Consider the following 15792-nt stretch of genomic DNA (forward strand, 5'->3'; position numbering starts at 1 on the left):
CGAGAGCACACGCCGGGGAACCGACCTGTCGGGCCGAAGGTGACGCTTGCCCTTCCAGACCCCGACCCAATGATCCGATGTATTGATCGTCACTCAACGAAGCACGCCTGAGCCACCCGCCCCTCCCGAGATCGGACAATCTCTTGGGACCGCTCGATTTCTTCAAGTAGTGACAGGAGAACAGGTGCTGGTGCGCCCAAGAAGACTGCGCCGCAGGCCTAGACGCGCTCCATGGACTGTGCTGTAGTAGCCCCCCATACATCGGATCTTTCGCGTACCCCCGGAGGTCCTTATGGGCTATTTGTCAAAACGTATGCGTAGAACCGCCCTTGTGCTGATGAGCGTGCTGGGGATGTCCCTCACCGCGCTGGCGTCGCCCGCCGCGACGGCGTCAGCGGCCGACGACGACGTCGAGGTCCTCAACGTCTCCTTCAGCGGCTCCTTCTCCAACGGGAACGCCTACACGGCGGCCACGGGCGAGACGATGGGCGGACAGCTCAGCCGCCGCACCGGCGCCGAGTCACTGGATGTGGAATCCGGACTGGTCGTGTCCGGAGGGCAGGAGGGCGCCGGCTTCTCCCCCACCGACCTGCCGGTCGGCACGACGACGCTCGACCGCGCCCTCGTACTGGAGACCGAGTTCACCCCGAAGGGAAGCCAGCAGGACTTCGCGACACTGCTGGGGGTGGGCGGCGGCCTCTACGTCCGCTACCAGAACGGCCAGCTCCGCTACGGCTACGACGTCAACCTGAACGGCACCTGGAGCGCCAGGACCGGCAACACCGCCGTCCCGGCGGACGGGACCCCCCACCTGCTGTCGGTGGCCTACCTGCCCGGCGGCGACGGCGCGTCGATGGTCGCCTACCTCGACGGCGAACAGCTCCCGGTGCTGGAGGAGTCACCGGGCCGTGCCGCCCTGACGGCCGGCCGCGTCAACCTGCTGGGAGTCGGCAACGACGTCCACCCCGCCGCTCTGACCCGCGGCTTCAAGGGGAGCGTCCGCAAGGTCCGCCTCGCGGCGGTCAGCGGCGAGTTCACCCCCTCGATGTTCGCGTACCAGAAGGTGGGCCCGATCCTGCGCACCCAGCTCCAGGTGTCCTTCTCCGGCGAGCTGGACGCGGGCACCTACCGGGCGGGCCTCGGCGAGGTGGACAAGGGGCAGCTCACGGTCACGGGCGGCGAGATCCCCAAGCCCGGGACGCTGCGCCTCACCGGACCCGACAGCGGCCTCGCGTGGACAGCGAGCGGGTTCACGCCGCTGGGACGGCGCGTGACGGCGGAGACCGTGCTCGCCCCGGACACGCTGTCCACCGGGACACCCCTGCTCGACCTGGCGGGCGCGGTCCGCCTCGACCGCGTCAGCTCCGACACCGTGCGCGTCACCGCGGGGACCGACACCGCGGACCTGCGCCTACCGCCCCCCGTCACCCAGTCGGAGGTGTCGTTCCACCACCTCGCCGTGGTGAGCGACCTCGACGCGAACGGCGCCGGCACGGTCACCCTGAGCGCCGGCGGACAACGGGTCGGCGAGCCGCTGCACGTCTCGGGCACCACCGCGGAGCACCCCGGCGTGTCCTTCCTCACCGGTGCGTCGGGCACCGTCTACGGCGCGGCGGTGACCACCGGCGGCGGGCCCGACGACCTGCTGCTCGGCCGCCTGCCCTGTGTGGCACCCACCATCGACCTGGACGACCGGATCGCCCTGGAGACGGGCGAGTGCGCCGCCTCCGTGCTGTCCAAGGCGTCCGCGCTGCGGCCGTCGGCACGTCAGGTGAGCTGGCAGGAGGCCGAGAGGACCGCGTTCCTGCACTTCGGCGTCAACACCTTCACCGACCGGGAGTGGGGTCACGGCGACGAGGACCCCGACGTCTTCGCCCCCAGCGACCTCGACACCGACCAGTGGGCCAGGACCCTGCGCGACAACGGGTTCCGGTACGCGATCCTGACCGTCAAGCACCACGACGGCTTCGTCCTCTACCCGTCGCGGTACACCGACCACGACGTCGCCTCCAGTGCCTGGGAGGACGGCACGGGCGACGTGCTGAGGTCGTTCACCGACTCGGCGCACCGCTACGGCCTCAGGGTGGGCGTCTACCTGTCGCCCGCCGACTGGAACCAGTACCGCAAGGGCGTCTTCGCCAACGGCTCGGCGAAGTCCGAGCGCACCGTCCCCACCCTGGTGGAGGGCGACGACCGGGCCGGCCAGGACATCCCCACCTTCACCTTCCAGGCCTCCGACTACGGGGCCTACTTCCTGAACCAGCTCTACGAGGTGCTGACCGAGTACGGTCAGATCGACGAGGTCTGGTTCGACGGTGCGGGCGGCGGAATCCCCGACGCGGACAAGGAACGGTACGACTTCGACGCCTACTACACGCTGATCCGGGCCCTGGCCCCCAACGCCACCATCGCCGTCTCCGGGCCGGACGTCCGCTGGGTGGGCAACGAGAACGGCCTGGCGCGCGAGAACGAGTGGAGCACCGTCCCGGTCTCCCCCACCGGCAACGGCGGCCAGATGATCGTCTCCGGCGGCACCGGAACGGCCATCGGCACCGACGAGGCGCTGGTGGGCGCCGCTGCCGCGGGAGCACGCGAACTGGTGTGGTGGCCCTCCGAGGTGGACGTCTCGATCCGCCCGGGCTGGTTCTACCACAGCACGCAGGGCCCCAAGTCGGTCCAGCACCTGCGCGACATCTACAACAGTTCCGTGGGCCGCAACTCGGTGCTCCTGCTGAACATCCCGCCGGACCGCAGGGGTCGGCTCCCCGAGGCCGACGTGACCCGCCTCGCCGAGTGGAACGCCGCGCTGCGCCGTGACATGCCGGAGGACCTGGCGCTCGGCGCGACCGCGAGGGCCCACGGCGCCGAGGTCCCGGCCGTCACCGACGGGGACAACCGCACCTCGGAGGTCATCGGCACGGACGACGCCGTCACCGTGGAGCTCGGCTCCACCAGGACCGTCGACCGACTCGTCCTCAACGAGGACATCGCCGACGGCGGCCAGCAGGTCCGCGCCATGACCGTCGAGGCCCGTACGGCCGACGGCACCTTCGAGACGGTGGCGACGTCGGGCACCGTCGGCTACCAGCGCATCCTCCCCCTGCCGTCACCGGTCACCACCGACGGGCTGCGGATCCGCTTCACCTCGGCCCGCGGACCGGTGCACCTCGCGTCCGTCGCGGTCTACGGCCAGGCGTCCGAACCCGTGACCCCGAGGTCCGTCTACCACCTCGACTGCGGTGCGCCGCGTGCGGGCACCGGCACCGCTGACCGCCCGTTGAACAGCCTCGGCCAGCTCCGCGGGATCAACCTGCCGCCGAGCGCCCGAATCCTGGTCAGGGCCGGCACCACCTGCCGGGGCAGCCTCGAGCTGTGGGGCTACGGCACCGACAGCGACCCGGCGGTGCTGGGGCGCTGGGGCCAGGGAGCCGCACCCGCCCTCCTGGGCAGCGGCAACCCGCAGGCCGGTGAGCGGCTCGAGAAGCAGGGCTGGGTCATCGAGGGCGTCCGCCTGGCCGGAAGGGCGGGGTGATCCACGGCACCGCTCGCCGGTGAGGGGGTGCCCGGTCGGTTCACGACCGGGCACCCCGCTCCCGCAGCCGGGGTCCGGCCCGGCTGCGGGAGCGGGGTGCGTCGCACGGGGCGCGACGGGCCGTGCCCGTCAGGGGACGAGCGGGCGGACGTCCTCGGCGACGAACCTCACGAAGCCCTCGGGGTCCGGTTCGTCCGCCGTGGGCTGCAGGACGACGGTGGTGGCGCCGGCCTCGACCAGCCGCTGCACGGCCTCGGCCACCGCCTCGGCGTCACCCGCGGCCCCGAGCTCGGGGCGCGTGGCGGGGGCGTAGTGCTCCAGCTCGGCACCGAGGCGCTCGGCCGCTCCCGGCCCGGTCGCCGCCAGGAGGTAGACCACCACGGCGTGCGGGCCGGTGCGCCCACCCGCGGCCCGCCCCTCCTCGATGAGCTGGCACGCGTGCCGGACCCCGGCGGGCGGGACGCTGGAGTCGAGGATGGTGCCGTCGGCAGCCTCCCCGGTCAGCCGCAGCGAACGCGGGCCGAGCGCACCGGCGAGCACCGGGAGCGGCGTCGGCGGCGGCCAGTCCAGGGCGACGTCGTCCAACGTCACGTAGCGGCCCTCGGTGCTGACCCGCTCGCCCCGCAGCAGGGCCCGCATCGCGTCGAGGTGTTCGCGCAGGAGGGTCACCGGGGAGTCCACCCGGGCTCCGGTCTGGGCCATCCACCGCTGGACGCCGTGGCCCACCCCGAGCACCACCCGATCGGGGAACATCCGGTGCAGGGTGGCCGCCTCCATGGTGGCCAGGGCGACGTTCCGCAGCGGTACCGGGAGCAGGCCCACCCCGACCCGCAGCCGCTCGGTCCAGGCCAGCGCCGCCGCCGCGCTGGCGATACCGCTCTGCAGGAAGCAGTCCTCCCACAGCCACAGTTCCTCCAGGCCGGCCGCGTCGGCGGTGCGGGCGACGTCGCGCAGTCGTTCGGGAGGGAGCTGAGGCCGGAACACGGCGCCGAGTGTTGTCATGTGGCCATTCCTACCTTTCCCCCTGCTCCGCGGCCACTGCGTTTCCGGCGCGCACCACCTCGGGCCACGCGGGGACGGGGGAGGCTGCCGGTGCGGGCGACCGGTGCGGGGGCCGCCCCGGCCCGGTGCGGCCCGGTGGGCTCAGGGGCTTGACAGCCCGTGAGACAGAACCGCAGTATCGGCCTTCACCCTTGTTCTTGACAACGTTGTCGGAGGTTCGATGCTCCGCAAACGCCTACGGGCCCTCCTCGTCACCACCGCACTGTTGGGCAGCGGGCTCGCCGTTCCGGCGGCTGCCGGTCCGGCGATGGCCTCGCCGACCGGGGAGGGCGACCTGACCACGCTGGTCAACCCCTTCATCGGGACCCGGAAGGAGGGCAACACCTACCCGGGGGCCGCGCTGCCCTTCGGCATGGTCCAACTGTCCCCCGACACCGGCCACAACACGGGCTACAACTACGACCACAACAAGATCCGCGGGTTCAGCAGCGTGCACCTGTCCGGTGTGGGGTGCAGCCTCGGCGGCGACCTGCCGGTGCTGCCCACCACGGGTGAGATCACCTCCACCGACTACGGCCGGTACGCGGCGTCGTTCAGCCACGGCGACGAGACCGCCTCGCCCGGGTACTACCGGGTGGGCCTCAGCTCCTACGGCGGGATCACCGCGGAGCTGACGGCCACCCAGCGCACCGGGTGGCAGCGGTACACGTTCCCGGCGACCGAGCAGGCGAACGTGCTCCTCAACACGGGGCAGGCGCTGCACCGGGTGACCTCGAGCACGGTGACCGTGCTCGACGACCGGACGGTCCAGACAGCGATCACCGGACGGGGGTTCTGCCAGGACACCCGTCCCTACACCGTCTACACCGTCACCCGTTTCGACCGTCCGTTCGCCTCGTACGGCACCTGGCGCGGTGACCAGGTCACCGCCGGGAAGGACACCGCCGAGGGCTCCGGGCGCAACGGCGCCTACGTGCGGTTTGACACCCGTGAGGACCGGGACGTGGTGGCCGTCACCGCGTTGAGCTACGTCAGCGCCGAGGGCGCGGCGAAGAACCTCGCGGCCGAGGGGACCGGGACGTTCGACGGCACCGTGGACGCCGCCCGGCAGACCTGGGAGGACCGGCTGGGCACGGTGCGGGTCACCGGCGGGGAACAGCAGCAGCGCCGTACGTTCTACTCGGCGCTCTACCGCGCGTTCCTGACCCCGAGCATCGCCACCGACGTGGACGGTCGTTACACCGGCTGGGACCAGGAGGTGCACACCGCCGAGGGGTTCACCTACTACCAGAACTGGTCGCTGTGGGACACCTACCGCACCCAGCAGCAGTTGCTCTCCCTGCTCGCGCCCCAGGAGTCCCGGGACATGGCGCTGTCCCTGCTGCGGGTGGACGCCGAGGGCGGCTGGCTGCCCAAGTGGGGCTACGGCACCGTCGAGACCAACATCATGACCGGCGACCCGGTCACGCCGTTCCTGGTCAACGCCTACAAGCAGGGTCTGCTCAAGGGCCACGAGGAGGAGGCGTACCGGGCGTTGAAGAAGAACGCCGACGGGGTGCCGCCCGCGGACTCCCCCTACGTGGGGCGGATGGGCAACGCGGAGTACCTCCGGGACGGCTTCGTCCCGTTCGACCCCAGGCCGCGGCAGAAGCCCGGTGACTCCGACTTCGAGCACGGCGCCTCCGCGACCCTGGAGTACGCCCTGGCGGACGCCGCGCTCGGTGCCATGGCCCGCGACCTGGGCCACGACCAGGACGCCAAGCGGTACTTCGCCCGGGGCCAGTACTTCCGCAACCTCTTCGACCCCAGGACGGGGTTCTTCCGGGCCAGGGACAAGGACGGCATGTTCACCGGCCCGGCGGACCCCGCTCTGAGCGTGGGCTTCCACGAGGGCACGGCCTGGCAGTACCAGTGGCTGGTGCCGCAGGACCTGCCGGAGCTGGTCGAGCTCAACGGCGGCCGGGAGCGCACCAACGAGCGCCTGGACGCGTTCTTCGCGTACCCGGAGCTGGTGGAGGACCCGGAGGGCACGGCACGCAACGTCTGGGTGAACGGCCCGTACGACTACTACCACGCGGACAAGTACAACCCGCAGAACGAGCCGGACCTGGTCGCGCCGTACACCTACCTGTCCACCGGGCAGCCGTGGAAGACCACCGACGTGGTGCACGCGGCGCTCACCCTGTTCACCGACGCGCCCGACGGCATCACCGGGAACGACGACCTCGGCACCATGTCGTCCTGGGCCGTGCTGTCCAGCATGGGCATCTACCCGCTGATCCCCGGGTCGGGCCAGTGGGCGCTGTCCACCCCGGTCTTCGACCGCGTTGACCTGACGTTGGACGAGCGCTTCCACCCGGGCGGCCACCTGAGCATCACCGCCCCGGGCACCTCCGACGACAACAGGTACGTGCAGTCGGTGCGGCTCGGCGGTGAGGAGCAGGCCAGCACCTACGTCACCGGCGCGGACCTGTCCGCGGGCCGTGACCTGGAGTTCACCGTGGGGTCCACCCCGTCCTCCTGGGGCACCGACGAGGACGCCGCGCCGCCCGCGCTCGACGACCGCAACGCGGTCCAGCACCGGCTCGCCGCCGCGGTGTCCCCGGCCGCGCCCGACGTGCTCGCCGGGAAGGAGACCTCGGTCAACCTGACCGTCTCCGGGGTGTTCACCCAGCCGGGTGCCACCACCGGACGGGTCACCGTCAAGGCCGAGGCCCCGCTCACCGCGGAGCCCCGGGACACCACGTTCACGGTGCGCTCCCACGGGCTGCCTACCACCCGCGAGGTGCCGGTCAGGGTGACCGTGCCCGCGGACACCCCCGACGGAACGTACCCGGTGACGGTGCGGGTCTCTGACGCCAGCGGGACGGTGGTGACCAGGGAGACGGCGGTGCGCGTGGTGACGGCCGACTGCGAGGGCGACAACGGTTACTGCCCGCAGGACCTGTCCGCGGCGTACGACGTGGACGGCGTCGCCACCAAGGGCGCGAGCAGCAGCGGCGACTTCGACGGCACCGGGGCGGCCTTCCCGGCGGACACCATGCCCGAGCCCGGAATCGGCGTGGTGGCGGGGCGGGCCTACCAGTTGCCCGACACCTCGGGGGCGGCGAAGAACTTCGTCGCCGCCCGGGGGCAGACCCTGGCGTTGACCCAGCGCTCCTACGCGGCGCTGGACCTGCTGCTCTCGGCCCACCACGGGGACGTGTCGGGCTCGGCGACGGTCCGCTACGCGGACGGCACCGAGGAGACGGTCCCGCTCGCGGGCACGGACTGGGCTGCGGGAGCGCCGAGGTTCGGTGAGGACGTCGCGGTGCGGGCGGGCAGCCGCTACAACAGCCAGGGCCAGCCCGACGGCGTCGGCGTGGCGGTGTGGCACGTCGCGCTCCCCTTGGACGGGGACCGGGTGGCGGTGTCGGTGACCCTGCCGAACGACTCACGGCTCAAGGTGTACGCGTTGAGCGGACGCAACCGCTGACAGTGGGGTCCCGGGCTGCCTATGCTCCCTGACATGGGGAAGCTACGGGACAGTAACCACGACGGGGCGGCCCGCACCGGCTACCGCACCTGTCCACTGTGCGAGGCGACCTGCGGGCTCGAGGTCACCGTCTCACCGGGCGGGGCGATAGCGGTGCGGGGCGACCAGCAGGACGTGTTCAGCCGGGGGTACCTGTGCCCGAAGGGCGTGGCCCTCGGTGAGGTGCACACCGACCCCGACCGGCTGCGCGCCCCGCTGGTCAGACGTGGCAGGAGCTGGACCGAGGTGTCCTGGGAGGAGGCCTTCGCCGAGGTCCGGCGCCTGCTGACCGAGCTGGTGACGGCGCACGGACGGGACGCGCTCGGCGTGTTCGTGGGCAACCCGGTGGTGCACAACCTCGCCGCCGGGCTGTACCTGCCGGTCCTGCTGCGCGCGCTGGGCACCAGCAACCGGTTCACCGCGAGCACCGTGGACCAGATGCCCAAACAGGTCGCCTCCGGGCTGATGTTCGGGACCGAGTTCTCGGTGGCCGTGCCGGACCTGGACCGGACCGACTTCCTCCTGGTCCTGGGCGCCAACCCGATGACGTCCAACGGGAGTCTGCTCACCGCCCCGGACATGCCCGGCCGGCTGCGGGCGCTGCGCCGCAGGGGAGGGCGTCTCGTGGTGGTCGATCCCTGCCGTACCCGCACCGCCGCGGTCGCCGACGAGCACCTGCCGATCCGGCCGGGGACCGACGCGTTGTTGCTGGCCGCGATGGCGCACACGCTCTTCCAGGACGGCCTGGTCGATCCGGGGCCGGCGGAGCCACACCTGGCCGGGCTCGACGAACTGCGCGAGGCGCTGCGGCCGTTCACACCGGATGCGGTGGCGCCGGTGTGCGGGGTCCCCGAGGGCACCGTTCGGCGGCTGGCCCGGGAGCTGGCCGCGGCCCGGAGCGCCGCGGTGTACGGACGGATGGGCACGACGACCGCCGCGTTCGGAACGGCGACGAGCTGGCTGATCGACGTGTTGAACACCCTGACCGGGAACCTGGACCGGCCCGGCGGCGTGCTGTGGCCCAAGCCGGCGCACGGCTCACCCAACGTCTCGGGCGTTCCGGGGCGCGGCCGGGGCGTGCGCATCCCGGGCTCCCGGCGGACCCGGGTCCGTGGGCTGCCCAGTGTGCTCGGCGAGTTCCCGGTGGCCGCGATGGCCGAGGAGATCGACACTCCGGGCCCCGGCGGGCAGCGCCTGCGCGGGTTGCTCACCATCGCCGGGAACCCGGTGCTGTCCACGCCGAACGGTGAGCGCCTCGCGGCGGCGCTGGAGACGCTGGACGTGATGGTCAGCGTCGACGCCTACCTCAACGAGACCACGCAGTACGCGCACGTGATCCTGCCAGCCGCCTCACCGCTCACCCGCAGCCACTACGAGCTGGCCTTCGCCAACTTCGCGGTGCGCAACGTGGCCAACTACTCGCCGCCCACCGTGCCGCTCGCACCCCAGGAGCGCGGCGAGGCGGAGATCATGCTCGAACTCGCCCGCACCGCCCTCGGGGTGGACCTGACCGTGCGGGACCTGGACGACAAGGTGGCCGAGGACACGGCACGGCGCCTGGTGGCCGATCCGGGGTCGCAGGTGTTCGGACAGGACCCGCGGGAGTTGCTCGCGGCGGTCGACGGGGACCGGTTCGAGGACCGGCTCCTTGACCTGCTGTTGCGTGCCGGCCCCTATCCCGGCCTGACCCTGGACGTGCTGCGCCAGGAGCCGCACGGCGTGGACCTGGGACCGCTCCAGCCCCGGCTCCCCGAGGTGCTGCGGACCCCGAGCGGACGGGTGGAACTGGCGCCGCCGCAGCTCCTGGGCGAAGCCGAACGCCTCGCTGAGCACCTGGCCGAACGCCGCGCCGAGCTCGCCACCGGGGCCGCCGCCCAGGGCCTGGTGCTGGTCGGCCGGCGCCAACTTCGTTCCAACAACTCCTGGATGCACAACGTGCCGCTGTTGGCCCGGGGCAGCAACCGGTGCACCCTCCAGATCCACCCGGACGACGCCAAGCGGGTGGGCGCGGTGGAGGGGGAGCCGGTCCTGGTGCGGTCCCGGGTGGGAGAGGTCCGGGTGGCGGCGGAGCTCACCGACGCGGTGATGCCCGGGGTGGTCTGCCTGCCGCACGGCTGGGGGCACGGGCGCCCGGGCACCAGGGGGAGGGTCGCCGCGGCCAACCCGGGGGTGAACAGCAACGCCCTCACCGACGAGGCACCGGTGGACCCGCTCTCCGGGACCTCCGTCCTCAACGGCATCCCGGTGGAGGTGCTGCCCGTCCCCAGCCAGGCCACGACGTGACCAACCGCTGTTCCAGCCTGCCGTGATGGTCGGTGCTCAGTGAGGCGGGTCCAGCCCGCCGATGGTGCCAGGAGCGTGCGGGCGTGAGGCTTCCACTCGCGGACCCGCACGTCTCCCGGCAGCTCTGCCGGAGAAGGCGGCGGTGCTCGTCGCTGGCCTGGACAAGATCAAAGGGCTTCCTGACTGCACCTGATCTCTTTCGATCTTTTGGGTCTCGATTCGGACCTGATCCGACCAGTTGGCACCCAAGGACAGAGTAAGTGGGCCCTAGCGACCTATCTGTTTGCGGGTGATGCCCCGCAGCCTGCGCCGCTGGCCGGGGTCGAGCGCGAGATACCCGGCCACCGGTATCCCGATCACGGTGAGTACCTTCAGCCATGCGGGAAGGGGGAGTGCCAGCAACACCACGAACACCACCAGCGCGCCCACGGCGTACTTCGCGCGGTTCGACATCCGTGCCACCTCCGGTACGCGGCAACCGCCGCGTTCGTCGTCTGTCCCGTCCAACGCCCGCGACCGCGCGTGAGTTCCCCGGGACCCCACTCCCAGGGGCGACACAGCCTAAACACCTGTTCGAGCTATTATCCATGTGTTCGAAATTTTGATTACCCACTGGTAAAGAGGTGTGGAGGAAATACGGGACGATACGTGCCCGTCGCGCACGGGGTATGGCAGCCCGCGGAATGAGTCAGCAGTATCTGCCCCATGGAGCAGAACGGCGTACTGCGCCCCCCGGCAGCCGACCTTCCGCTCGAGGTGCGGGACCTCGCCCGGTTCCTCCGCACCCTGATGACCTCGCTGGGCGCCCGGGCCCAGCAGCGCACCTCCTGGACGCTCAATGATCCGGAGGCGATGGAGCACTACCTGGACGGCACCTACCTGCCGCCGCGGGACGTGGTCATCTCACTCCTGCGCGACCTCGCCGACCGACGCGGGGAACGCCTCACCCCCGAGACCGAACGGCAGGCCAGGGACCTGCACGCCAGGGCGGTCCGGGTGGTGGACGACGCGCCAGGCCGGGTGGCCGAGTTACGCGCCGAACTGAACGCGATGGACACCGCCGTGCGGCGCATCGCCCGCAGGGAACAGCAGTTGCTGGGGGACGTCCGCGCCCAGCAGGCCGCGGTCCAGGGCGGCGCCGTCGGGCACGCGGAGTACCGACGGCAGCTCATCACCATCCACGGGGAGCTGCGCCGGGTGCGGGAGCAGCGGTCGCTGGCCGAGACCCGCCGCGGCGAGTTGGCCGAACGTCTCGAGCAGGCGGAACACCTGGACGACACCCGGTCCCGGCGGCAGGCCGCCCCCGACGGTCACGACGCCCGGGACCCTCGGGGGCACCAGGACGGACGGGACCCGGCGGACGGCGTCCAACCGGGCCGGGACCCGGGCCCGCGGCCCGGTCCAGCCGCGGCCGGTCGCACGGACAGCGACCCCGCCCGGGCGCAGGTCCCGCGGCTGCGGGTGCTGCGCAGGTCGGCGGCACGGGGCACGGGCCGCGACGCACAGCGGGCACGGCACCCTCAGGCACCCGGCGACGTGGGCGGGCCCGCCCCGACCCGGGCCGCGCTCGCCCAGGACCCGGCGGCACGGGAGCTGGTGGGTTCGGTGCTCGGCCTGCGCGCCGCCGGGCGGCCCCGCGAGGCACAGCAACTCCTGTGGACCGCCTCGGCGTGGCCGCCCGAGCGCTTCCCCGCGCTGCTCGCCGCGCTGGCCGAGGCCGGGCAGGGCGGTGACGCCGCGGTGGTGCTGTGGGAGCTGTCGTCCCGGGCCCCGCGTGAGGTGGCGGCGTGCTGCGCCTGGCTCGCCCTGGCCTCGTTGCACGAGGAGTGCCGGGAGCTCCTGGACCACGCCTCGTCCCGGTCGCACGGCGACGTGGCCGCGCTCGCGGTCGGCCTGGCCGGTGCGGGTTGGCACCGACAGGCCCGGGTGCTGCTGGTGAACACGGCCAGGTTACGGCCGCCCCAGGTGGTCGCCGGGCTCGCCGGGGACCTGGCTGCGGCGGAGAGCGGGCGACTGCTGCGTGAGCTGTTGGCCGCGGTGGCCGAGGTGCCGCGCGAGCGCCAGTTGCTCATCGCCGCGGCGATGCGGACGGCTGGTCTGCCGCAGACGGCTGCCGATGTCAGGGGCTGAGCCGGTGGGTCGGGGACATGCGGGTCCGGCCGCTCCCCTCGCCGCGGCCGGGCCCGCCACCGCCCCCCACGCACGGACACGCGGGCGCGGACCGCGTGCGCGGGTGACCGCGCAGACTCGCGCCCGGACTCACGTGCCTGGACCGGTGAGGGCGGGAACGTGTGCCCGCCCGGTTCCCAGCGTAGGCAGCGGGTGCAGGGAACACATCAGGGCAGACCCTGAGCAGGTCAACGGGCCGGACCGGTCGGGGTCACCCCTGGAGGTAGGCCAGCACCGCGAGCACCCGGCGGTGGTCGCTGAAGGACGGCTCGAGCCCGAGCTTGGTGAAGATGTTGCGGACATGCGTCTCCACGGTCTTGGGCCCGACCTGGAGTCGCTGGGCCACGGCCTCGTTGGACCGGCCCTGGGCGATCAGCTCGAGCACCTCCCGTTCCCGCGCCGTCAGTTCGTCGAGCGCGCCGCTCACCCGTGGCCGACCCAGGAGGTGGGTCACCACCTGGGGGTCGAGCACCGACTCGCCCTCCGCGACCCGTCCGATGGCCTCGACCAGCTCGTCGATGTCCGCCACCCGGTCCTTGAGCAGGTAGCCGAATCCCTTGCGGTGCCGCGCCAGGGCCCGGACCGCGCTGTTGGTCTCGACGTACTGCGACAGCAGCAGCACCCCGACGGCCGGGTGGCGTTCCCGGATCTCGCGGGCGGCGCGCAGCCCCTCGTCGGTGAAGGTGGGGGGCAGCCGGATGTCCACCAGCGCGACGTCCGGGTGGCGTGCGCCGACCAGCGTCAGCAACGTGTCGATGTCGTCGGTCTCCCCGACGACATCGACGCCGGCGTCCGCCAGCAGCCGCACCATGCCCTGGCGGAGCAGCGGTGAGTCCTCGGCGACGATCACTCGCACGGCAGCTCCACCCTGATCCGGGTGCCCCTGCCGGGGGGACTGACCACGCGTAGCTCGCCGCCGACGGCGGCCAGACGGTCGGCGATCCCGCGCAGTCCGGTACCGCCGGCCGGGTCGGCGCCGCCGACGCCGTCGTCCACCGCCTCGACCACCAAACGCCCCGCGCTGTGCCGCGCGGACACACTCACCGCCTCGGCCCCGGCGTGCTTGGCGGTGTTCGCCAGGGCCTCGCAGACGGCGAAGTACGCGGTGGCCTCGACCACGGCTGGGTAGCGCCCGGGCTCCACCATGACGACGACCGGTACCGCCGCCTGGTCGGCCAGGGCGTTGATGGCCGGGCCGAGCCCCTCCCGGGTGAGGATCGCCGGGTGGATGCCCCTGGCCAGGCCCCGCAACTCGTCGAGGGCGGTGCGCAGGGCCCGTTCGGCCTCCGCCACCGACAGCCGCAGACCGGCCCGGTCGGTCGGGGTGCCACAGGCCAGTCGGGTGTCGAGCTGGCGCAGCGTCATCAGGGCGTAGACCAGACGGGCCTGGGCGCCGTCGTGCAGGTCCCGTTCGAGCTGGCGCCGTTCCCGGTCGGCGGCCTCCACGATGCGGGAGCTGACCGCCTCGACCTGCTCGAGGCGCAGGTTGACCTCGGAGCGCAGGCTGGTGTTCTCCAGGCCGAGCCGGACCGAAGCCCGCACCGCCGCGAGCAGCTCGGGGTCGTCCTCCAGGGAGCGGTCGTGGACCAGGACCGCCGTCGGCCGACCGGCGATGTCCACCACGGTCGCGCCGCGCTCGGAGTCCGTCGGGGGCAGTCGCAGCGGCCTGCCCTCGGTGTCCCGGTACCCGGCGTCCTCCTCGGACCACAGGCCGAGCCGCAGCGTCGGATCGCCGGTCACCTCGGTCAGCACGCCCTGGAGACGACCCGGGGTGGGGTCGGTTCCGACCTCGATGACCAGGTTGCCCACGGCGGCGCGGCGCAGCCGCATCCGCAGCAGCCCGGCGAGGAAGGCGACGGGTACCGCGACCTGGCCCACGTCGGACAACAGGATCAGCACCCACTCGACCGTCGTGTACCTGCTGGGGGCCAGGGAGTAGACGGCTGCCGCCCCGAGGAGGACCGCTCCGGTCAGGGTGGACAGCCAGGCGGGGAGCAGCACCCTCCTGCGGACGGGGCTGCTCGTGCGCCACCGGTGCACCAGCATCCCGAGGCACACCAGGACCACCAGCCCGCCGACCACCCGGTACGTCGTGTCGATCACCTCGAACGCCACCGGGTCGCGGAGGAGCAGCAGGGCGTTGGGGCCGCAGTCGGCACAGTCGAGGTAGGTCGCCGAGGCGCTGGCCGCGGGATCGAAGGCGGTCGCCCGGGCCAGTCCGCCGACCGCCACCAGACCGTAGCCGAGGACCACGACCCACCGGGTGGCTCCGGGGAGCAGCCGTCCGGTGGGGTAGGCCAGGATCAGGTGGCCGAGGACGGCCACGTTGAGGCTCTCCCCCCAGGCGCCGAGGGCGAACAACAGGGGCTCCCTCGTGCCCTGGAGGTTCCCCAGGAACCACGTCAGTCCCTCGGCGAGCATCAGGCTGCCGACCGGGTTGCCCGGCCGCCGCCACCGGGCGACGAGGCCGGCGACAGCGAACGCCCAACCGACCACCAGGTCCCGCGCCATGCTCCACCCGGAGGCGCCGCTGTTGGCGTACGCCCACTCCCCGCAGAGGCCCACCGCGAGTGCCACGAGGCTCCACGCCAGCAGCCTCGTCCTCGGCCACGTGTCAACGGACCCGGTTGAGCCGGTTCGCCTCGGGTTGGTGCGCACGGCAACAACGGTAGGGCAGCGGGGAACCGCCCCGGGCCCGTAACGGAATGCCGCATACCCCTATGAGCAGCGCAACCGCGCAGGAACGTGACTGCATCCCGGCGTACGGGGGCAACCGACGTCTCCGCGCCACCACATGACCACCCGCACGCGCCGGGACACTCCCCCGCCGCGGCGGCCCGCCGGGCACCCTGCCCGGGGGGTCACTCCGGGTGCGCGGCGGCGAGCGTCCTGGGAGCGGCGAGCCGCCAGGCGTCCTCGAGTATCGCGCGCAGCTCGGCCTCGTCGTCGAGCGCCGCCAGGCGCAGCCGGAGCCAGCCGGAGTTGTCGTCGTGGCCGGGCCTGAGGAAGAACTTCTCCGGCTCGGCCGCGATCAGCTCGGCCCGCTCCTCCATGGGGCACTTGAAGCCGATGGTGGCGTCGTCGTCCGCGATGGACGCGAAGATCCTGCCCCGCACACGGAACGTGGGAATGCCCCAGGAGAGCTTCTCGCTGGTCTCGGGCAGGGAAAGGGCGATCCTGCGGACGTCGTCGGCTCCGGCCATGGGGTCCCTCCGTGTCGATCGGCGCGGCCCCGGTCCTGCCGTTGGGAGTGGGTGGGGCCTGCTGAGCACGTTAGCCCCCGACACCGACA

General features: G+C 72.7%; 8 protein-coding genes and 1 pseudogene. 4 read left to right on the plus strand and 5 right to left on the minus strand.

What is annotated here, in order from left to right; translation table 11 throughout:
* The first annotated feature begins 337 nt into the window (after nucleotides 1–337).
* Nucleotides 338–3532 (plus strand): alpha-L-fucosidase, encoded by a 3195-nt coding sequence (locus A3IG_RS0114925; protein ID WP_236719221.1) that lies wholly within the window; start codon nucleotides 338–340, stop codon nucleotides 3530–3532.
* A gap of 129 nt (nucleotides 3533–3661) precedes the next feature.
* Here the strand turns inward: A3IG_RS0114925 and A3IG_RS0114930 are convergent, their stop codons facing one another.
* Complete coding sequence (locus tag A3IG_RS0114930; RefSeq protein ID WP_018384380.1) at nucleotides 3662–4534, minus strand: LLM class flavin-dependent oxidoreductase; 873 nt, start codon at nucleotides 4532–4534, stop codon at nucleotides 3662–3664.
* Nucleotides 4535–4754: 220 nt separating this feature from the next.
* Here A3IG_RS0114930 and A3IG_RS29820 point away from each other — a divergent pair.
* Both A3IG_RS29820 and A3IG_RS0114940 read left to right on the plus strand, forming a co-directional pair.
* Nucleotides 4755–7091: pseudogene (locus A3IG_RS29820) on the plus strand (GH92 family glycosyl hydrolase); the annotation flags it as partial.
* Between the two features lie 951 nt (nucleotides 7092–8042).
* Entirely contained in the window at nucleotides 8043–10331 is a 2289-nt protein-coding gene (locus A3IG_RS0114940) for a molybdopterin-dependent oxidoreductase (protein ID WP_051087508.1), read from the plus strand.
* Nucleotides 10332–10598: 267 nt separating this feature from the next.
* Here A3IG_RS0114940 and A3IG_RS0114945 read toward each other — a convergent pair whose 3' ends face one another.
* The gene (locus tag A3IG_RS0114945) at nucleotides 10599–10784 is read right to left on the minus strand and encodes a hypothetical protein (protein WP_018384383.1); all 186 of its coding nucleotides are present in this window, start codon (nucleotides 10782–10784) and stop codon (nucleotides 10599–10601) included.
* Between the two features lie 252 nt (nucleotides 10785–11036).
* On the opposite strand from A3IG_RS0114945, the gene A3IG_RS0114950 reads away from it, so the two are divergent.
* Nucleotides 11037–12461, plus strand: coding sequence for a hypothetical protein (locus tag A3IG_RS0114950; protein WP_026220278.1), 1425 nt, complete (start codon nucleotides 11037–11039; stop codon nucleotides 12459–12461).
* Between the two features lie 250 nt (nucleotides 12462–12711).
* On the opposite strand, the gene A3IG_RS0114955 is transcribed toward A3IG_RS0114950, so the two are convergent.
* The 3 genes from A3IG_RS0114955 to A3IG_RS0114965 form a co-directional block, all read right to left on the minus strand.
* Nucleotides 12712–13311, minus strand: a complete 600-nt coding sequence (locus A3IG_RS0114955) for a LuxR C-terminal-related transcriptional regulator (RefSeq protein WP_051087509.1) — start codon at nucleotides 13309–13311, stop codon at nucleotides 12712–12714.
* A gap of 35 nt (nucleotides 13312–13346) precedes the next feature.
* On the minus strand, nucleotides 13347–15077 hold the full coding sequence (locus A3IG_RS0114960) for a sensor histidine kinase (protein ID WP_018384385.1): 1731 nt from the start codon (nucleotides 15075–15077) through the stop codon (nucleotides 13347–13349).
* Between the two features lie 284 nt (nucleotides 15078–15361).
* Nucleotides 15362–15703, minus strand: coding sequence for an MmcQ/YjbR family DNA-binding protein (locus tag A3IG_RS0114965; protein WP_018384386.1), 342 nt, complete (start codon nucleotides 15701–15703; stop codon nucleotides 15362–15364).
* Nucleotides 15704–15792: the final 89 nt, after the last annotated feature.

It is taken from the genome of Wenjunlia vitaminophila DSM 41686 (genome assembly GCF_000380165.1).
GTDB classification, from domain to species: domain Bacteria; phylum Actinomycetota; class Actinomycetes; order Streptomycetales; family Streptomycetaceae; genus Wenjunlia; species Wenjunlia vitaminophila.

Coding starts and splice junctions, on each gene's coding strand:
- A3IG_RS0114925 (WP_236719221.1), top strand. CDS start 338: ATGAGCGTGCTGGGGATGTCCCTCACCGCGCTGGCGTCGCCCGCCGCG.
- A3IG_RS0114930 (WP_018384380.1), bottom strand. CDS start 4,534: ATGACAACACTCGGCGCCGTGTTCCGGCCTCAGCTCCCTCCCGAACGA.
- A3IG_RS0114940 (WP_051087508.1), top strand. CDS start 8,043: ATGGGGAAGCTACGGGACAGTAACCACGACGGGGCGGCCCGCACCGGC.
- A3IG_RS0114945 (WP_018384383.1), bottom strand. CDS start 10,784: ATGTCGAACCGCGCGAAGTACGCCGTGGGCGCGCTGGTGGTGTTCGTG.
- A3IG_RS0114950 (WP_026220278.1), top strand. CDS start 11,037: ATGGAGCAGAACGGCGTACTGCGCCCCCCGGCAGCCGACCTTCCGCTC.
- A3IG_RS0114955 (WP_051087509.1), bottom strand. CDS start 13,311: ATGGTGCGGCTGCTGGCGGACGCCGGCGTCGATGTCGTCGGGGAGACC.
- A3IG_RS0114965 (WP_018384386.1), bottom strand. CDS start 15,703: ATGGCCGGAGCCGACGACGTCCGCAGGATCGCCCTTTCCCTGCCCGAG.